This window comes from Enterobacter soli (genome assembly GCF_964208575.1).
Lineage (GTDB): Bacteria > Pseudomonadota > Gammaproteobacteria > Enterobacterales > Enterobacteriaceae > Enterobacter > Enterobacter soli_A.
Genome location: NZ_CAXOFU010000020.1, coordinates 57724 through 77061, shown reverse-complemented (window position 1 = coordinate 77061; position 19338 = coordinate 57724). Strand labels below are relative to the sequence as shown.

General features: G+C 58.4%; 12 protein-coding genes. 8 read left to right on the top strand and 4 right to left on the bottom strand.

Features of this window, described 5'->3' with window-relative positions; translation table 11 throughout:
* Positions 1-13: 13 nt before the first annotated feature.
* From glgC to glgP, 3 genes are read left to right on the top strand one after another with little or no spacing between them, the layout of a single operon-like run.
* The gene (gene glgC, locus AB6V08_RS18440) at positions 14-1309 is read left to right on the top strand and encodes a glucose-1-phosphate adenylyltransferase (RefSeq protein ID WP_368544257.1); all 1296 of its coding nucleotides are present in this window, start codon (positions 14-16) and stop codon (positions 1307-1309) included.
* On the top strand, positions 1309-2742 hold the full coding sequence (glgA, locus tag AB6V08_RS18435) for a glycogen synthase GlgA (RefSeq protein WP_368544256.1): 1434 nt from the start codon (positions 1309-1311) through the stop codon (positions 2740-2742). The genes glgC and glgA overlap by 1 nt, the downstream gene beginning before the upstream one ends.
* A 17-nt stretch (positions 2743-2759) precedes the next feature.
* Positions 2760-5207 carry a glycogen phosphorylase gene (gene glgP / locus AB6V08_RS18430; RefSeq protein WP_368544255.1) on the top strand — a complete coding sequence of 816 codons (2448 nt, stop codon included), beginning with the start codon at positions 2760-2762 and terminating at the stop codon, positions 5205-5207.
* Positions 5208-5329: 122 nt separating this feature from the next.
* Here the strand turns inward: glgP and glpD are convergent, their stop codons facing one another.
* Positions 5330-6838, bottom strand: coding sequence for a glycerol-3-phosphate dehydrogenase (gene glpD / locus AB6V08_RS18425; protein ID WP_368544254.1), 1509 nt, complete (start codon positions 6836-6838; stop codon positions 5330-5332).
* Between the two features lie 285 nt (positions 6839-7123).
* On the opposite strand from glpD, the gene glpE reads away from it, so the two are divergent.
* The 3 genes from glpE to AB6V08_RS18410 are packed head-to-tail and all read left to right on the top strand — an operon-like array spanning position 7124 to position 9115.
* Positions 7124-7456 (top strand): thiosulfate sulfurtransferase GlpE, encoded by a 333-nt coding sequence (gene glpE / locus AB6V08_RS18420; protein WP_368544253.1) that lies wholly within the window; start codon positions 7124-7126, stop codon positions 7454-7456.
* A gap of 53 nt (positions 7457-7509) precedes the next feature.
* The gene (gene glpG / locus AB6V08_RS18415; RefSeq protein WP_368544252.1) at positions 7510-8340 is read left to right on the top strand and encodes a rhomboid family intramembrane serine protease GlpG; all 831 of its coding nucleotides are present in this window, start codon (positions 7510-7512) and stop codon (positions 8338-8340) included.
* A 16-nt stretch (positions 8341-8356) separates the two neighbouring features.
* Complete coding sequence (locus AB6V08_RS18410; protein ID WP_368544251.1) at positions 8357-9115, top strand: DeoR/GlpR family transcriptional regulator; 759 nt, start codon at positions 8357-8359, stop codon at positions 9113-9115.
* A gap of 61 nt (positions 9116-9176) precedes the next feature.
* On the opposite strand, the gene malT is transcribed toward AB6V08_RS18410, so the two are convergent.
* Positions 9177-11882 carry an HTH-type transcriptional regulator MalT gene (gene malT, locus AB6V08_RS18405; protein WP_368544250.1) on the bottom strand — a complete coding sequence of 902 codons (2706 nt, stop codon included), beginning with the start codon at positions 11880-11882 and terminating at the stop codon, positions 9177-9179.
* Between the two features lie 583 nt (positions 11883-12465).
* Between malT and malP the strand changes: the two genes are divergently transcribed.
* On the top strand, positions 12466-14859 hold the full coding sequence (gene malP / locus AB6V08_RS18400) for a maltodextrin phosphorylase (RefSeq protein ID WP_368544249.1): 2394 nt from the start codon (positions 12466-12468) through the stop codon (positions 14857-14859).
* A gap of 9 nt (positions 14860-14868) precedes the next feature.
* Positions 14869-16950 (top strand): 4-alpha-glucanotransferase, encoded by a 2082-nt coding sequence (gene malQ / locus AB6V08_RS18395; protein WP_368544248.1) that lies wholly within the window; start codon positions 14869-14871, stop codon positions 16948-16950.
* A gap of 85 nt (positions 16951-17035) precedes the next feature.
* On the opposite strand, the gene gntT is transcribed toward malQ, so the two are convergent.
* Positions 17036-18352, bottom strand: a complete 1317-nt coding sequence (gntT, locus tag AB6V08_RS18390) for a gluconate transporter (RefSeq protein WP_368544247.1) — start codon at positions 18350-18352, stop codon at positions 17036-17038.
* 370 nt (positions 18353-18722) lie between these two features.
* A complete protein-coding gene (nfuA, locus tag AB6V08_RS18385; RefSeq protein ID WP_003861601.1) occupies positions 18723-19298 on the bottom strand; it encodes a Fe-S biogenesis protein NfuA in 576 nt (191 codons plus the stop codon).
* Positions 19299-19338 lie beyond the last annotated feature (40 nt).

Sequence of the window (19338 nt, the reverse complement as noted above, 5' to 3'; positions counted from 1 at the left end):
AAAGGAGTTAGTCATGGTTAGGTTAGAGAAGAACGATCCCTTAATGTTGGCCCGCCAGCTACCATTAAAAACAGTTGCCCTGATCCTTGCGGGTGGACGCGGCACCCGCCTGAAAGATTTGACCATCAAGCGCGCCAAACCGGCCGTTCACTTTGGTGGTAAGTTCCGTATTATCGACTTTGCGCTGTCTAACTGCCTTAACTCCGGCATTCGTCGCATTGGCGTCATTACTCAGTATCAGTCGCACACGCTGGTGCAGCACATTCAGCGCGGCTGGTCATTCTTCAGCGAAGAGATGAACGAGTTTGTCGATCTGCTCCCTGCCCAGCAGCGCGTGCACGGTGAAAACTGGTATCGCGGCACCGCCGATGCGGTTACCCAGAACCTCGACATCATTCGCCGCTACAACGCGGAATATATCGTCATTCTTGCGGGCGACCATATCTACAAGCAAGACTACTCCCACATGCTGATCGACCACGTCGAAAAAGAGGCGCGCTGCACCGTGGCGTGTCTGCCGGTGCCCGTTGCCGAGGCGACGGCGTTCGGCGTGATGCACGTTGACGCAGACGACAAGATTATCGACTTCGTGGAAAAACCGGCTAACCCGCCGACCATGCCGGGGGATGACACCAAGTCGCTCGCCAGCATGGGGATCTATGTCTTTGATGCGGATTACCTTTACGAGCTGCTGGAAGAAGACGACAAAGACGAAAGCTCCAGCCACGACTTCGGCAAAGACATCATCCCAAAAATCACCAAAGCTGGCATGGCTTATGCACATCCTTTCCCGCTGTCCTGCGTGCAGTCCGATCCGAACTCAGAGCCGTACTGGCGCGACGTCGGGACGCTGGAAGCGTACTGGAAAGCCAACCTGGATCTGGCCTCCGTGACGCCTGAACTGGATATGTACGACCAGAACTGGCCGATCCGTACCCATATGGAATCGCTGCCGCCGGCGAAATTCGTGCAGGATCGCTCCGGCAGCCACGGCATGACGCTGAACTCGCTGGTCTCCGGCGGGTGCATTATTTCCGGCTCGGTGGTGGTGCAGTCGGTGCTGTTCCCGCGCGTGCGGGTGAATTCATTCTGTAATATCGACTCGGCAGTCTTATTGCCGGACGTCTGGGTAGGGCGTTCATGCCGTTTACGTCGTTGCGTTATCGACCGCGCCTGCGTCATTCCTGAAGGGATGGTGATTGGCGAAAACGCGGAAGAGGATGCTCGCCGCTTCTACCGCTCGGAAGAGGGGATCGTGTTAGTGACACGGGAAATGCTACGGAAATTGCACGTCAAACAGGAGCGATAATGCAGGTTTTACATGTGTGTTCAGAGATGTTCCCGTTGTTAAAAACGGGCGGTCTGGCGGATGTACTGGGAGCGTTACCCGCGGCGCAAATTGCTGGCGGTGTGGATGCCCGAGTCTTGTTGCCCGCCTTTCCTGATATCCGGCGCGGTATCCCTGATGCTCAGGTGGTGACCCGCCGCGAAACCTTCGCCGGACGCATAACGCTACTGTTTGGGCATTATAACGGCGTAGGGATTTACCTGATCGACGCCCCGCATCTGTACGACCGACCGGGGAGCCCGTATCACGACACGAACCTGTTCGCCTACGCGGACAACGTGTACCGCTTTGCGCTGCTCGGCTGGGTTGGCGCGGAGATGGCCACCGGGCTGGATCCGTTTTGGCGCCCGGAAGTGGTTCACGCGCACGACTGGCACGCGGGGCTTGCCCCGGCGTACCTCGCCGCGCGCGGCCACCCGGCCAAGTCGGTCTTTACGGTACACAACCTGGCGTATCAGGGGATGTATTACGCCCATCATATGAATGACATCGGGCTGCCATGGTCGTTCTTTAACATGCACGGGCTGGAATTTAACGGGCAGATCTCCTTCCTGAAGGCCGGTCTGTACTACGCCGACCACATTACGGCGGTCAGCCCGACCTACGCCCGGGAGATCACCCAGCCGGAGTTTGGCTACGGCATGGAAGGGCTGCTGCAGCAGCGTCACCGTGAAGGCCGCCTGTCGGGCATTTTGAACGGCGTTGACGAGAAAATCTGGAGCCCGGAGACCGACCTCCTGCTGGCGTCCCGCTATAACCGTGATTCGGTAGAGGACAAAGCGGAAAACAAACGTCAGCTGCAGATTGCGATGGGGCTGAAGGTGAACGACAAAGTGCCGCTGTTTGCCGTGGTCAGCCGCCTGACCAGCCAGAAAGGGCTGGATCTGGTGCTGGAAGCGCTGCCGGGCCTGCTGGAGCAGGGCGGACAGCTGGCGCTGCTCGGCGCGGGCGACCCGGTGTTGCAGGAAGGTTTCCTTGCCGCCGCCGCCGAACATCCTGGGCAGGTGGGGGTGCAAATCGGCTATCACGAAGCCTTCTCGCACCGCATCATGGGCGGCGCAGACGTGATTCTGGTGCCGAGCCGCTTCGAGCCCTGCGGGCTCACCCAGCTCTACGGCCTGAAATACGGCACCCTGCCGCTGGTGCGCCGCACGGGCGGGCTGGCGGACACGGTGGCCGATAGCTCTCTGGAAAACCTGGCAGACGGAATCGCCAGCGGCTTTTCGTTTGAAGACAGTAATGCCTGGTCCCTGCTGCGGGCGATACGGCGTGCTTTCGTATTGTGGTCCCGTCCTTCTTTGTGGCGTTACGTTCAACGCCAGGCGATGGCCATGGATTTTAGCTGGCACGTTGCGGCGCAGTCATACCGCGATCTCTATCAACGCTTGATGTAACGAGGCGAGTCACTGATATGAATGCACCATTTAGCTACTCTTCACCCACCCTCAGCGTTGAGGCGTTAAAGCACTCCATCGCCTATAAGCTGATGTTCACCATCGGGAAAGATCCGGTCATCGCCAACAAGCACGAATGGCTGAATGCCACGCTGTTTGCGGTGCGCGACCGCCTGGTGGAACGCTGGCTGCGCTCGAACCGCGCCCAGCTTTCGCAGGAAACGCGCCAGGTTTATTACCTGTCGATGGAGTTTTTGATTGGCCGTACCCTTTCCAACGCGCTGCTGTCGCTCGGGATTTACGAAGACGTCAAAAACGCGCTGGAAGAGATGGGGCTGGATTTAGAAGAGCTGATTGACGAAGAAAACGACCCGGGCCTCGGCAACGGCGGTCTGGGGCGTCTTGCCGCCTGCTTCCTCGATTCGCTGGCCACGCTGGCGCTGCCGGGGCGCGGCTACGGCATTCGCTACGACTACGGCATGTTCAAACAGAACATCGTCGACGGGCGTCAGAAAGAGTCCCCGGACTACTGGCTGGAATACGGCAACCCGTGGGAATTCAAACGCCACAACACCCGCTACAAGGTGCGCTTCGGCGGACGTATCCAGCAGGAAGGCAAAAAATCCCGCTGGGTCGAAACTGAAGAGATCCTGGCGGTGGCCTATGACCAGATCATCCCCGGCTACGACACCGATGCCACCAACACGCTGCGCCTGTGGAGCGCGCAGGCGAGTAGCGAAATCAACCTCGGCAAGTTTAACCAGGGCGACTACTTCGCGGCGGTGGAAGATAAAAACCACTCCGAGAACGTGTCCCGCGTGCTCTACCCGGACGACTCGACCTACTCGGGCCGGGAGCTGCGCCTGCGTCAGGAGTACTTCCTGGTCTCCTCGACGGTGCAGGACATCCTGAGCCGCCACTATCAGCTGCACAAAACCTACAGCAACCTGGCGGAAAAAACCGCGATTCACCTCAACGACACCCACCCGGTGCTCTCCATCCCTGAGCTGATGCGCCTGTTGATTGACGAGCATAAGTTCACCTGGGATGACGCCTTTGAGGTGACCTGCCAGGTCTTCTCGTACACCAACCACACGCTGATGAGCGAAGCGCTGGAAACCTGGCCGGTGGATATGCTCGGTAAAATCCTGCCGCGCCACCTGCAGATTATCTTCGAGATCAACGACTACTTCCTGAAAACCCTTCAGGAGCAGTATCCGAACGATACCGGGCTGCTGAGCCGCGCGTCGATCATCGACGAATCCAACGGGCGCCGCGTGCGCATGGCCTGGCTGGCGGTGGTGATCAGCCACAAGGTCAACGGCGTGTCGGAACTGCACTCGAACCTGATGGTGCAGTCCCTGTTTGCGGACTTCGCGAAGATCTTCCCGACCCGCTTCTGCAACGTGACCAACGGCGTCACGCCGCGCCGCTGGCTGGCGCTGGCGAACCAGCCGCTGTCCGAGGTGCTGGATGAGAACATCGGCCGCACCTGGCGTACCGACTTAAGCCAGCTGACCGAGCTGGAGCAGCACATTGACTTCCCGACGGTGAATAAAGCCGTGCGCGAAGCCAAGCTGCTGAACAAAAAGCGTCTGTCGGTGTGGCTGGCCATGCACCTTAACGTGGTCGCCAACCCGAAAGCGCTGTTCGACGTGCAGATCAAGCGTATCCACGAGTACAAGCGCCAGCTGATGAACGTGCTGCACGTCATTACCCACTACAACCGCATCAAGGCCGATCCGACGGCGGAGTGGGTGCCGCGCGTGAAAATCTTCGCCGGGAAAGCGGCCTCCGCGTACTACATGGCGAAGCACATTATTCACCTCATCAACGACGTGGCGAAGGTGGTGAACAACGATCCGGACATCGGCGATAAGCTGAAGGTGGTGTTCATCCCGAACTACAGCGTGAGCCTCGCGCAGCTGATCATCCCGGCGGCCGATCTCTCCGAGCAGATCTCCACCGCAGGGACGGAAGCGTCCGGCACCAGCAACATGAAGTTTGCCCTTAACGGCGCGCTGACCATCGGCACGCTGGACGGCGCGAACGTCGAAATGCTGGAGCACGTGGGGGCGGATAATATCTTTATCTTCGGCAACACCACGGAAGAGGTGGAAGAGCTGCGCAAGCAGGGCTACAAGCCGCGCGAGTTTTACGAGCAGGATGAGGAGCTGCGCCAGGTGCTGACGCAGATCGCCACCGGCCTGTTTAACCCGGACGAGCCGAGCCGCTACCGCGACCTGGTGGATTCGCTGATTAACTTTGGCGATCACTATCAGGTGCTGGCGGACTACCGCAGCTACGTGGATTGTCAGGACAAGGTTGACGAGCTGTACCGCCAGCAGGAGAAGTGGACCAGCGCCGCGATGTATAACATCGCCAATATGGGCTATTTCTCGTCGGACAGGACTATCAAGGAGTATGCCGACACCATCTGGCATATCGATCCGGTGCGGTTATAAAAGCAAAACGGCAACCCAGGTTGCCGTTTTTAGTATCTGTTCCTTCTCCCTGTGGGAGAGGGGCAGGACGACGCCAGTTTTGTAGGCCGGGTAAGGCGGAGCCGCCACCCGGCTTTTTACAATTACGACGCCAGCGACAGCTCACGCTTTCCCGCGTTTTGCAGCAGCCACTGCGCCACGCGGGACTGCTGTTCCGCATCCAGCCACATGCCCTCTTTGGTACGACGCCAGATCGCATCGTCCAGACGACGAACCCACTCGTGCTCGACCAGATAGCGCAGCTCGGCTTCGTAAAGCTCGTGGCCGAAGTTCTCGCCCAGATCCGTCAGGGCTTTCGCCTCGCCCAGAATCAAATCCGTGTTGCTGCCGTAGGTGCGGGCGTAGTGGCGCGCCATCCCTTCGGTGATGAACGGGTAGCGGCGGCGCAGCTTGGCGGCAAAATCGTCGCGATTGCCTTCGATATCGCCACCCGGCAGCACGGCGTCCTTCGTCCACGCCGGGCCAATGCCTTTGTAGTACGGCGCCAGTTTTTCCAGCGCGTGCTCGGCGAGCTTGCGGTAGGTGGTCAGCTTGCCGCCGAACACCGACAGCAGCGGCGCCTGCCCGTCGACATCGTGAATGTCGAGGGTGTAATCGCGGGTAATCGCCTGCGGAGAGTCGGACTCGTCGTCGCACAGCGGACGCACGCCGGAGTAGGTCCAGACCACGTCGTCGCGCGCCAGCTGTTTCTTGAAATGCGCGTTGTAGACCTTCAGCAGGTAGTTCACTTCGCTCTCGTCGATCTCGACGTTTTTCGGATCGCCTTTGTACTCCACGTCGGTGGTGCCGATGATGGAAAACTCGTCCATCCACGGGATAACAAACACGATGCGCTTATCTTCGTTTTGCAGGATGTACGCCTGCTTTTGGGTATGCACGCGCGGCACCACGATGTGGCTGCCTTTGATCAGACGGATGCCGTAAGGGGATTTCAGTTGCATGCCGTCGTCGAAGAACTGCTTCACCCACGGGCCGGTGGCGTTCACCAGGCCGCGCGCTTTCCAGCTGAACTTCTCGCCGGTATCCACGTCTTCCGCTTCGACAATCCACAGGCCGTTTTCACGACGGGCAGAGGTCGCGCGGGTGCGGGTTTTCACCTCGCCGCCTTTCTTCGCCACCATCTGGGCGTTAGCCAGCACCAGGCGCGCATCGTCCACCCAGCAGTCGGAATATTCGAATCCGCGCACGATTTCAGGCTTAAGAACCGATTCTGAGCCAAAACGCAAACCGGTGGAGCCCGGCAGACTGGTGCGTTTACCCAGGTGATCGTACATAAACAGACCGATTCGAATCATCCACGCCGGACGCAGATGCGGGCGGTGCGGCAGGCGGAAGCGCATCGGGATTGCCAGATGCGGGGCCATTTTCAGCAGCACTTCGCGTTCAGCCAGCGCTTCGCTGACCAGGCGGAATTCGTAGTGTTCCAGGTAGCGCAGGCCACCGTGAATCAGCTTGGAGCTGGCGGACGACGTCGCGCAGGCGAGATCGTTAGCTTCCAGCATCAGCACGGACAATCCGCGTCCTGCGGCATCGACCGCAATACCGGCACCGTTGATGCCACCGCCTATCACAATCAGATCTTTGGTTTCCATAACACCCTCATGCACTTTCGTTAAAGCTCAGAAATGTTCGATATCGCTCATAATAGCAAACGATCGCGCTTTTGGTAACATCAAAAAAACAATTTAGAGTGATATGGATAACATAATGGCGTTTACCCGCCGCCAGGACGTACACTAGGGGGTAAAATAGTGCGGTCTGATGCCCTCACCCCAGCCCTCTCCCACGGGGAGAGGGGGATCTGTTTCCCTCTCCCTCTGGGAGAGGGTAGGGTGAGGGGAAAAACGCACCACACCTGAATTTAAGATGAGAACACCATGGAACACTTTGAATGTATTAACGTAGAAGAAGCCCACCAGAAGATGCACAAAGGAACGGCGGTGCTGGTGGATATCCGCGATCCGCAGAGTTTTGCGATGGGCCATACGCCGGGCGCGTTTCATCTGACCAACGACACGCTGGGCGCGTTTATGCGCGATAACGACTTCGACACGCCGGTGATGGTGATGTGCTACCACGGCAACAGCAGCAAAGGTGCCGCGCAGTACCTGCTCCAGCAGGGCTACGATGCGGTTTACAGCGTTGACGGCGGCTTCGACGCCTGGCATCGTCATTTCCCGGCGGAAGTTGAGCACGCGTTTGGCGGCTAAAACCATTCGCTCTATACTGTCCCCTTTTGTGTGGAAATAAGCGACCGCCGCCCATGTTGATGATTACCTCTTTTACCAATCCGCGCGTTGCCCAGGCGTTTGTCGACTATATGGCGACGCAGGGCGTTATCCTGACCATTCAGCAACATACGCAAACCGATGTCTGGCTGGCAGACGAAAGCCAGGCCGATCGGGTCAACGCTGAGCTGGCGCGCTTTCTCGAAAATCCCGGCGATCCGCGCTATCTGGCCGCAAGTTGGCAGTCGGGGCATACCGGCAGCGGGCTGCGCTACAGCCGTTTCCCTTTCCTTGCCACCATCCGCGAGCGCGCGGGGCCATTTACCCTGCTTCTGATGGCGGCCTGTATTATCGTCTTCATCATCATGAACGTGGTGGGCGATCAGAGCGTGATGATTGCGCTTGCCTGGCCTTACGATCCCTCGCTGCAGTTCGACGTCTGGCGCTACTTCACCCACGCGCTGATGCACTTCTCAGTGATGCATATCCTCTTTAACCTGCTGTGGTGGTGGTATCTCGGCGGCGCGGTGGAGAAGCGGCTTGGCACCGGGAAGCTGGTGGTCATCACGATTATCAGCGCCCTGCTGAGCGGCTATGTGCAGCACAAGTTCAGCGGCCCGTGGTTTGGCGGGCTGTCCGGCGTGGTCTATGCCCTGATGGGATATGTCTGGCTCAGGGGCGAGCGCGATCCGCAAAGCGGCATCTATCTGCAACGCGGTTTAATCACCTTTGCATTAATATGGCTAATTGCCGGATGGTTTGATCTGTTTGGTATGTCCATCGCCAACGGCGCGCACGTCACCGGGCTGGCGGTTGGGCTGGCAATGGCCTTTGCCGACACGCTCCATGCGCGAAAACGAACATAATTCCCAGGGATATTTCATGAAACAAACACAGCGTCATGACGCCATTATCGAACTGGTAAAAAAGCAGGGATACGTCAGTACCGAGGAGCTGGTGGAGCAGTTTGCCGTCAGCCCGCAAACCATTCGTCGTGACCTGAACGACCTCGCGGATCAGAACCGTATTTTGCGCCACCACGGCGGCGCGGCGCTGCCGTCCAGCTCCGTGAACACCTCCTGGCACGACCGTAAAGCGACGCAAACGGCGGAAAAAGAGCGCATCGCCCGTAAAGTGGCAAGCCAGATCCCGAACGGCGCAACGCTGTTTATCGATATCGGCACCACCCCGGAAGCGGTGGCCCATGCGCTGCTGGAGCATGAAAACCTTCGCGTGGTGACCAACAACCTCAACGTTGCCAACACGCTGATGCAGAAGGATGATTTCCGCATCATCCTCGCGGGCGGCGAGCTGCGCAGCCGCGACGGCGGGATTATCGGTGAGGCGACCCTCGATTTTATCTCTCAGTTCCGCCTCGACTTCGGCATCCTGGGGATCAGCGGCATCGACAGCGACGGCTCGCTGCTGGAGTTTGACTACCACGAGGTGCGCACCAAGCGCGCGATTATCGAGAACTCGCGCCACGTGATGCTGGTTGTGGATCACTCCAAGTTTGGCCGTAACGCGATGGTGAACATGGGTAGCATCAGCATGGTGAATGCGGTGTACACCGACGTAATGCCGCCAGCGGGGGTGATGCAGGTGATCCAGGATAATAAGGTGCAGCTAGAGCTGTGCTAAAGGCCGTTCTCCCTCTCCCCGTGGGAGAGGGCCGGGGTGAGGGCATCAGGCCGCAGAGGATTTAAACCCCATACCCCATCATCTTCAACAGCTGCTGCGCGTGCTGCACCGCATCCTGACGGTGCGCCACGCCGAGTTTCTGATACAAATTACGAATGTGCGTTTTGATGGTGGTCGCCGCCACCGCCAGCTCGCCCGCAATCTGCTCATTGCTGTAACCGGAATAGATCAGCCCCAGCACCTGCCATTCACGCTGGGTGAGCGGGCTGGTGCGGATAAGTTCCGGCACTTCCGGGTGGTTCAGCAGGCGTTCGACAAAATTCTCGTCAAAGTGGGCAAACTTGTGCCGGTGGTGCTGGTTAATTTCCCGCAGAATGCGCTGGGCCCGATGCTGATCCAGCTCCGGCAGCGTGTTGAGCTGAATCAGCTGGCGCAGCTGCTGCGCCATCACTTCACCTTCAATCACAAAGTGGCTAATAAACCCGGTGCGGTTCGCCAGCTGCAGCGCTTCCAGCAGCACGCGCTGGGCATCGTTTTTACGCCCCGCCTGCCAGTAAAGCTGGTTCAACAGCAGCAGGTTGCGGTTCAGATCGCTCATCAGCCGCAGGCTGCGCGCGTTCTCGTTTAACTCTTCCAGCACAATCTCCGCGGGCTCAAACTCGCCGAGCAGGATCTGCACGCGGGCGATGTTGCGCCACTGGCTTTGCAGGAAGTGGTTGTTGGCGAATTCCGGCTTCGGCGTGTGGCGCAGCCAGTTGGCGGCAGATTTCTTGTCGCCGGTCATCTGCCAGTAAATGACGCGAACCTTATCGGCGTTGGATACCCAGTCGCTGTGGTACTGACCGTTACCGAGCAGGTTTTCCAGACGGTTGAGATGGTTGCGGGCGTTGTCCAGATCGCCGCGCGCCAGCGAACACTGCACCAGCAGCGCCAGACACTGAAGCTGCTGCTGCGGCTGGAAGCCGGACAGCACGTCGAGGCCGTGACGCGCAGAACTTTCTGCCTCATCCAGACGCGACCAGGCCCACATCAGCTGGGCGCGAATGCGCAGCAGGAACTCGTGCATCGGCAGCTGTTCCAGATGCTGATCGCGGATAAGCTGGAAGGCCTTCTCCTGGTTTTCCCAGGCCGCCTGGAGGAAGCCCTGCGCAAACAGGATTTCGCTTTGCTGGATCAGGCTCCACAGGGCGTAATGCCAGACGTCGTGACGGCGCGCCATCTGTTCCGTTTGCTGCATTAACGCCAGCGAGCGGGTGAGATCGCCTTTACAGTGCAGCACCTCGCCGTGTACCGACGTCGCCACAATGCGGCTGTAGAAATTCGCCAGCGGCAGTTCGTCGAGCGCCACCATCGCCAGCCGTTCGGCCTCGTCCGGGTCGCCGTCGTTGATCGCCACCTGAGCACGCAGCGCGTTAAACTCGCCGTGCAGGGTCGGATCCATTTCGCTTTCCATCTCCTGCTCGGCGCGCGCCAGCAGGGTGTTCACTTCGCTGTAGCGGTGCTGGCTCTGCATTAGCCAGGCCTGTAGCAGCACCAGACGCGGGTTTTCCAGCAGGCTTTCCCACGGCAGCGCCTTTAAGGACTCTTCCAGCAGGGTCAGCTCGCTATGGTTGAACAATCCCCACGCGTGGTTAAGCAGAATATCGCGCAGCATACTGGCGTCGCCCGCCGCGAGGGCGTGGTGAATGGCCTCGCTCGGGAAGCCTTGCGCCATCCAGCTTTCCGCCGCGGCGCGGTGGATCTCCGGCAGCTCGACGGCCAGCTCCCACTGGCAGCGCTGGCGCAGGAAACTGCCGAACAGCGGATGATAGCTAAACCACTCGCCGTTATCGTCCATACGCGTCAGGAACAGACCCTGACGCTCAATCTCTTCAAGCTGCAGCTGGCCGTTCTCGGTGCCGGTGACGCGGACAATCAGCGCGTCATTCATGGAGCGCAGCAGAGAGCTTTTCAGCAGGAAATGGCGGGTGGAGAGATCGACGCTGTCCAGCACTTCATCCACCAGGTAATCGGAAAGATGGCTGGCGTTAATGCCGGACAAACGACGCGCCGACTGGTGCGCCGGGCTGTTGTTCTGGCGAGCGGATAACGCAATGAGCTGCAGCGCGGTCGCCCAACCGGCAACGTCGTCGCACAGGCGGCTGCTTTCGGAGGCTTCAATAGGCGACGTCAGGCGGCAGTCGAAGAACTGCTTGGCTTCCTGATGGGTAAAGGCGAGCTGCTGGCTGCCCACTTCCAGAAGCTGATCGCGCACGCGCAGGTTAGCAATGCCGAGCTGCGGCAGGTTGCGCGACAGCACCACCAGCGTGAGGTTTTCGGGCTGGTGGCGCAGGAAAAAGCGCATCGACTCGTGAATCACCGGGTTGGTAATCAGATGGTAATCATCAATCACCACGTACAGCGGGCGATGCCATTCGGCGAGTTCAATAAAGAGCTGTGAGAAAAGAGAGGACAGGCTCGCATACTGGCGCTTTTGCACCATCACCTCGCTGGTGACGCAATGCCCGTTAGTCGCCTGCTGAATAGCGGCAATCAAATAGCTGGCAAAACGCTCCTGCTGGTTATCGCCCTCGTCAAGGGAGTACCAGCCCAGATCGCTTTTACCTGCCGCCCATTGCGAAATGAGCGTTGTTTTTCCATAACCTGCAGGGCTCGTAACCAGCGCCAGTCGGAAATTATGCGCGCCGGAAAGTTTAGCCAGCAGACGCTCGCGAACCACCGTGTGGTCAAGACGAACCGGGCGACTTAATTTGGACGGAATCAACATAGTTTTCACTTCACTGTGGGGAACGAGAGAATTTATTTTTTTTGCGCTTCGTAATTAATAGATATAAGGTCGGCCAGAAAGGGAACTATTGCAAGTTATGTCTGGGTTTTGTGCCTCTGAATTTGCACTCTGTCACAAAACATTCTTATCGTCGCTGGAACTTTCTCAAATGGCGTTCATGCCGCGTGGATGCTGGATTGTATGCATTTAGTGCGCTTAAACTGAAACTGGTTTCAGTGAGTTATTGTGACTTCAAAGTTAATAAACTTTCGGTAAAGTTGACCCACTTAAATAGTGTTCTGAGACTAACCTGATTTCCAAAAATATTATTCAACGTAAGTAATCATTTCCGCGCGGAGTAATTTCCCGCGAAACCGCATTTCATTTTTTTGACACTCTTCCGGGTTATCTTTCCGGTAACCCTGCACACTCCAGCTATGCTCACTTAGTGGCCTCGATCACACTTTTACGCTCATCCCCGCTACTCCTCCCTGTCTAATCCCCGGCAGGAGGAGGAAGAGGAGAAATGAGCCAGGCACACTAACGCAAATCTCTTTTTCTCTCTACAGGATGCCGATTCCCTATGTCACAGCCTACCTTCAACAAAGTTCAATTTCAGGCTGCCCTGACGCGTCAGTGGCAGCGTTTTGGTTTACATGCTGCAAACGAGATGACGCCTCACCAGTGGTGGCAGGCCGTGAGCGGTGCGCTCGCCGAGCAGCTGGATGCTCAACCTGTGGCAAAGCCTGCGAAGGGCCAGCGTCACGTAAACTACATTTCGATGGAATTCCTGATTGGCCGTCTGACCGGCAACAACCTGCTGAACCTGGGCTGGTATCAGGAGGTGGGCGATGTGCTGAAAGAGCATGACATCAACCTGACCGACCTGCTGGAAGAAGAGATCGATCCGGCGCTGGGCAACGGCGGGCTGGGGCGTCTGGCGGCCTGTTTCCTGGACTCCATGGCGACCGTCGGGCAGTCGGCGATTGGCTATGGCCTGAACTATCAGTACGGCCTGTTCCGCCAGTCCTTTGCCGACGGCCATCAGATGGAGGCGCCGGACGACTGGCACCGCAACACCTATCCGTGGTTCCGCCACAACGCGCAGCTCGACGTGCAGGTGGGGATTGGTGGCAAAGTGACGAAGCAGGGGCTGTGGGAGCCAGCGTTCACCCTCACCGGTGAAGCCTGGGATCTGCCGGTTCTCGGCTACCGTAACGGCGTGGCGCAGCCGCTGCGCCTGTGGCAGGCCAAGCACGCGCATCCGTTCAACCTGACCAAATTCAACGACGGCGATTTCCTGCGCGCCGAGCAGCAGGGTATCGACGCCGAAAAGCTGACCAAAGTGCTCTACCCGAACGACAACCATCTGGCAGGCAAAAAGCTGCGCCTGATGCAGCAGTACTTCCAGTGCGCCTGCTCCGTGGCGGATATTCTGCGCCGCCATCATCTGGCGGGCCGCAAGCTGGCGCAGCTGCCGGACTTCGAAGTGATTCAGCTGAACGACACCCACCCGACGATTGCCATTCCTGAACTGCTGCGCGTGCTGATTGACGAGCATCAGCTGAGCTGGGATGACGCATGGGCGATTACCAGCCGCACCTTCGCCTACACCAACCACACCCTGATGCCGGAAGCGCTGGAGTGCTGGGACGAGAAGCTGGTGAAAACGCTGCTGCCGCGCCACATGCAGATCATCAACACGATCAACGACAACTTTAAAAAGTTGGTGGAGAAAACCTGGCCGGGCGACGACGCGGTGTGGGCGAAGCTGGCGGTTGTTCACGACAAACAGGTGCGCATGGCGAACATGTGCGTGGTGAGCGGCTTCGCGGTGAACGGCGTGGCGGCGCTGCACTCGGATCTGGTGGTGAAAGATCTGTTCCCGGAATACCACCAGCTGTGGCCGACCAAGTTCCACAACGTGACCAACGGCATCACGCCGCGTCGCTGGATCAAGCAGTGCAACCCGCTGCTGGCCGACCTGCTCGATAAAACGCTGAAGAAAGAGTGGGCTAACGATCTGGATCAGCTGATCAACCTGGAAAAACAGGCCGACAGCGCGAAGTTCCGCGAGCAGTACCGCGCCATCAAGCTGGAGAACAAAGCCCGCCTGGCGGAATTCGTGAAGGTGCGCACCGGGATTGAGATCAACCCGAACGCCATTTTCGACATCCAGATCAAACGCCTGCACGAGTACAAGCGTCAGCACCTGAACCTGCTGCACATTCTGGCGCTGTACAAAGAGATCCGCGAGAACCCGCAGGCCGACCGCGTTCCGCGCGTGTTCCTGTTTGGCGCGAAAGCGGCGCCGGGCTACTACCTGGCGAAGAACATCATTCTGGCGATCAACAAAGTGGCGGAAGCCATCAACAACGATCCGCAGGTGGGCGACAAGCTGAAGGTAGTATTCCTGCCGGATTACTGCGTCTCTGCGGCGGAAATGCTGATCCCGGCGGCGGACATCTCTGAGCAGATCTCCACGGCGGGTAAAGAAGCCTCCGGCACCGGCAACATGAAGCTGGCGCTGAACGGCGCGCTGACGGTGGGGACGCTGGACGGGGCCAACGTCGAAATCGCCGAGAAGGTGGGCGAAGAGAACATCTTTATCTTCGGCAATACCGTTGAGCAGGTCAAAGCCATCAAAGCGAAAGGCTACGATCCGCTGAAATGGCGCAAGAAAGACAAAGTGCTCGATGCGGTGCTCAAAGAGCTGGAGAGCGGTAAATACAGCGACGGCGACAAGCACGCGTTTGACCAGATGCTGCACAGCCTGGGCAAGCAGGGCGGCGACCCGTATCTGGTGATGGCCGACTTCACCGCCTACGTTGAGGCGCAGAAGCAGGTGGATGTGCTGTACCGTGACCAGGAAGCCTGGACCCGCGCGTGCATTCTGAACACCGCCCGCTGCGGGATGTTCAGCTCTGACCGTTCCATCCGTGATTATCAGACTCGTATCTGGCAGGCAAAACGCTAAGGAAGCGCAATGGATAGCAAACGTCTGGACAGTGCCGCGCAGGCGGCGGGTATCAGCCTCAGTTACATCAATGCTCACGGCAAACCACAGTCAATTGGCGCTGACACCAAAAGACGTTTGCTGGATGCCATGCATAAGTCCGACGCGAAAGCGTCGGCTGCCCCGGTGCCGAACGTGAAACTGTTCACCGCGGGCAAAAAGATGCCGCTGGCGGTGGAGGGGCGCGGCGAGTTTACCTGGATGCTCACCACCGAAGAGGGGCATCAGCACAAAGGCCACGCCACCGCTGGCAAAACCGTTAACCTTCCGGCAAAGCTGCCGGAGGGCTACCACACCTTAACCCTGACTCAGGACGATAAGCGCTATCACTGCCGGGTGATCGTGGCGCCGCAGCGCTGCTACGAGCCGCAGGCGCTGCTCGAAGGCAAAAAGCTGTGGGGCGCGTGCGTGCAGCTCTATACGCTGCGCTCCGACAACAACTGGGGCATCGGCGATTTCGGCGATCTGAAAAAGATGCTTGCCGAGGTGGGCGAGCGCGGCGGCGCGTTTATCGGCCTTAACCCTATTCACGCGCTCTATCCGGCGAACCCGGAAAGCGCCAGCCCGTACAGCCCGTCTTCACGCCGCTGGCTGAACGTGATTTATATCGACGTTACCGCGCTGGACGATTTCAAAAACAGCAAAGAGGCGCAGGCGTGGTGGGCGATGCCGACCACGCAGCAAATGCTCAGGCGCGCCCGCGAGGCCGACTGGGTGGATTACTCCACCGTCACCTCCCTGAAAATGGCCGGGCTGCGTCTGGCCTGGAAAGGCTTCTCGACGCGGGACGACGAGCAGATGACGGCCTTCCGCGAGTTTGTGCTGCGGGAAGGGGAGAGCCTCTACTGGCAGGCCGCCTTTGACGCGCTGCATGCCTGGCAGGTTAAAGAAGACGAGATGCGCTGGGGCTGGCCGGTATGGCCGGAAGCCTATCAGTCCGTCGATAGCCCGGAAGTAAAGGCCTTCTGTCAAGAACATGCCGACGAGGTGGAGTTCTACCTGTGGCTACAGTGGCTGGCCTACAGCCAGTTTGCCGCCTGCTGGCAGGTGAGCCAGGGCTATAACATGCCGATTGGCCTGTACCGCGATCTGGCCGTTGGGGTGGCGGAAGGCGGGTCGGAGACCTGGTGCGACCGCGAGCTTTACTGCCTGAAAGCCTCCGTGGGCGCGCCGCCGGATATTCTTGGCCCGCTCGGTCAGAACTGGGGGCTACCGCCGATGGATCCGCACGTGATGGCCGCCCGCGCCTACGAGCCGTTCATCGACCTGCTGCGCGCCAACATGCAGAACTGCGGCGCGCTGCGTATCGACCACGTGATGTCGGTGCTGCGCCTGTGGTGGATACCCTACGGCGAAACGGCCGATCACGGTGCCTACGTGCAATACCCGGTGGACGATCTGCTGTCGATTCTGGCGCTGGAGAGCAAGCGCCATCAGTGCATGGTCATCGGTGAAGATCTGGGGACGGTGCCGGTTGAGATCGTCAGCAAGCTGCGCGACAGCGGCGTTTACTCTTACAAAGTGCTCTATTTTGAAAACGACCACGAGAAGATCTTCCGTGCGCCGCAGGCGTACCCGGAACAATCAATGGCTGTCGCGACGACGCATGACCTTCCTGTACTGCGCGGCTACTGGGAAAGCGGCGACCTGACCCTCGGCAAAACCCTCGGCCTGTATCCGGACGAAGAGGTGTTGCGCGGGCTGTATCAGGATCGCGAGCTGTCCAAGCAGGGGCTGCTGGACGCGCTGCACAAGCACGGCTGCCTGCCGAAACGCGCCGGGCACAAGGCGTCGCTGATGTCGATGACCCCGACGCTCAACCGCGGGATGCAGCGCTATATCGCCGACAGCAACAGCGCGCTGCTGGGGCTGCAGCCGGAAGACTGGCTGGATATGGCCGACCCGGTGAACATTCCGGGCACAAGCTACCAGTACAAGAACTGGCGCCGCAAGCTGTCCACCACCCTTGAGAAGATGTTCGCAGATGCTGAGGTGAATAAGCTGATTAAGGATTTGGATAAGCGTAGAAGGGCGGTGGGTAAGAAGCGGTAATTTTCCCTCACCCTAACCCTCTCCCGGGGGGAGAGGGAATAGAATGTAGGCCGGGTAAGCGTCAGCGCCACCCGGCTTTTTTACATCAGAGCGCCATATTCAGCAGCAGACACCCGACCAGGCCGCACACGGAAATAATGGTTTCCAGCATGGACCAGGACTTGATGGTTTCACCGATAGTCAGGTTGAAGTACTCCTTGAACAGCCAGAAGCCCGGATCGTTAACGTGAGAGAAAATCACGCTGCCGGAACCTACCGCGATAACCATCAGCTCAGGGCTGACGCCGGTGGTCGCAATCAGCGGCGCAACGATACCGCCCGCGGTGATCGCCGCCACGGTCGCAGAGCCCAGCGCGATACGCAGTACCGCAGCGATAGACCACGCCATAAAGATTGGGGACAGGTTGGTTTCGTGCATCATGGACGCGATGTATTTATCCACGCCGCTGTCGACCAGAACCTGCTTGAACGCGCCGCCGCCGCCGATGATCAACAGCATCATGGCAATAATTTTGATGGACGAGGTCAGGGTATCGTTAATCTGATCCATTGAACGACCCCGGTTCAGACCGAAGGTGAACATCGCAATCAGCACGGCAATCAGGGTTGCCATCACCGGGTCGCCGAGGAATTCGGCAACGGAGAGGAACGCGTGGCCTTTTGGCAGCACCATCTCAGCAACGGCGCGCATCGCCATCAGCACCACCGGCACCAGAGAGGTCCAGACGCTGACGCCAAAGCCCGGCATCTCTTCTTCGGTGAAGGTTTTCGCGTTGTACAGGCCTTCCGGGATCGGCTTATCGATGCTTTTCAGCGTGCGGGCAAATACCGGGCCTGCCAGGATAACGGTTGGGATCGCCAGAATCGTACCGAACAGCAGGGTTTTACCCATGTCGGCGTGGAAAATGGTGGCGATAGCGGTTGGGCCAGGGTGCGGCGGCAGGAAGCCGTGGGTCACGGACAGCGCGGCAGCCATTGGCACACCGACGTACAGCAGCGGGATGTTTGCCGCAGCAGCGATGGTGAATACCAGCGGCAGCATCAGCACGAAGCCCACTTCATAGAACAGCGCGAAACCGACGGTAAAACCGGTTAACACCACGGCCCACTGGATGTGCTTTTTGCCGAATTTGGCAATCAGCGTGGTCGCGATACGCTGCGCACCGCCGCAGTCTGCCAGCATTTTGCCGAGCATAGCGCCGAAGCCCATGATCAGCGCCAGGCTGCCGAGCGTGCCGCCAACACCTGCTTTAATGGAGCTGATAACTTTTACCAGCGGCATCCCTTGCATCAGACCGACTGCAAGTGCCACCAGAACCAGAGCGATAAATCCGTTCATTTTGAAACGGATCATCAAGAGCAGTAATAAGACTACACCGATAGCGACGATGACTAATGGCATGATTTACCTGGCCTTTGAATTGTTATGGGTAACGTCATTGTTTCAACGACAAATTCCGGTTGTCCCAACTGGGAACAGAGCGATAACGGCACTAATACTGATGCCTTAGAAACGATTAAGTTTAGTCGGCTGTTATGAGTGTGCTTAGTGCCCATGAGAATGATACGGGTAACATAGAGCGATTGAGAATCACCCTGGATGGCAAAATTTGAATTATGAGACACAGGTCAACATCTGGGGAGGAGGGCAATAAAAGCAAAACGGTAACCCGAGGGTTACCGTTTAAAGCGTTTTCTCCCTCTCCCTGTGGGAGAGGGCCGGGGTGAGGGCACCAGACCGCATTGCTTTTGTTGTAAAAGCAGACGGGCACTTAGTAGTAAGAGTGCTCGCCGCGCTGGTGTTCGGTCAGATCGCGAACCCCTTTCAGCTCAGGGAATTCGTTCAGCAGCTGCTTCTCGATCCCTTCTTTCAGGGTCACGTCGACCATGGAACAGCCGTTACAGCCGCCGCCGAACTGCAGAATAGCCAGACCGTCTTCGGTGATTTCCATCAGGGAAACGCGACCGCCGTGACCGGCCAGCTGCGGGTTGATCTGGGATTGGAGCAGATACTCAACGCGCTCCATCAGCGGCGCATCGTCAGACACTTTACGCATTTTGGCGTTTGGCGCCTTCAGCGTCAGCTGTGAGCCGAGCTGGTCCGTCACAAAATCGATTTCCGCATCTTCAAGATACGGTGCGCTCAGCTCATCAACATAGGCGGTGAGCTGTTCAAACTTAAGGGCAGTGTCGGTTGCTTCCACCGCGTCCGGAGGACAATAAGAGACACCACATTCTGCATTCGGAGTGCCTGGATTGATCACAAACACGCGGATCTGCGTCCCTTCTTCCTGATTTGCCAGCAGTTTGGCAAAGTGCGCTTGTGCAGAATCGGAAATACGGATCATAGCTTTGGCCTAATAGTTGACTAAATTACCTGGGTATAAT

Coding starts and splice junctions, on each gene's coding strand:
- glgA (WP_368544256.1), top strand. CDS start 1,309: ATGCAGGTTTTACATGTGTGTTCAGAGATGTTCCCGTTGTTAAAAACG.
- malP (WP_368544249.1), top strand. CDS start 12,466: ATGTCACAGCCTACCTTCAACAAAGTTCAATTTCAGGCTGCCCTGACG.
- malT (WP_368544250.1), bottom strand. CDS start 11,882: ATGTTGATTCCGTCCAAATTAAGTCGCCCGGTTCGTCTTGACCACACG.
- glpG (WP_368544252.1), top strand. CDS start 7,510: ATGTTGATGATTACCTCTTTTACCAATCCGCGCGTTGCCCAGGCGTTT.
- nfuA (WP_003861601.1), bottom strand. CDS start 19,298: ATGATCCGTATTTCCGATTCTGCACAAGCGCACTTTGCCAAACTGCTG.
- gntT (WP_368544247.1), bottom strand. CDS start 18,352: ATGCCATTAGTCATCGTCGCTATCGGTGTAGTCTTATTACTGCTCTTG.
- glpE (WP_368544253.1), top strand. CDS start 7,124: ATGGAACACTTTGAATGTATTAACGTAGAAGAAGCCCACCAGAAGATG.
- malQ (WP_368544248.1), top strand. CDS start 14,869: ATGGATAGCAAACGTCTGGACAGTGCCGCGCAGGCGGCGGGTATCAGC.
- AB6V08_RS18410 (WP_368544251.1), top strand. CDS start 8,357: ATGAAACAAACACAGCGTCATGACGCCATTATCGAACTGGTAAAAAAG.
- glgP (WP_368544255.1), top strand. CDS start 2,760: ATGAATGCACCATTTAGCTACTCTTCACCCACCCTCAGCGTTGAGGCG.
- glpD (WP_368544254.1), bottom strand. CDS start 6,838: ATGGAAACCAAAGATCTGATTGTGATAGGCGGTGGCATCAACGGTGCC.
- glgC (WP_368544257.1), top strand. CDS start 14: ATGGTTAGGTTAGAGAAGAACGATCCCTTAATGTTGGCCCGCCAGCTA.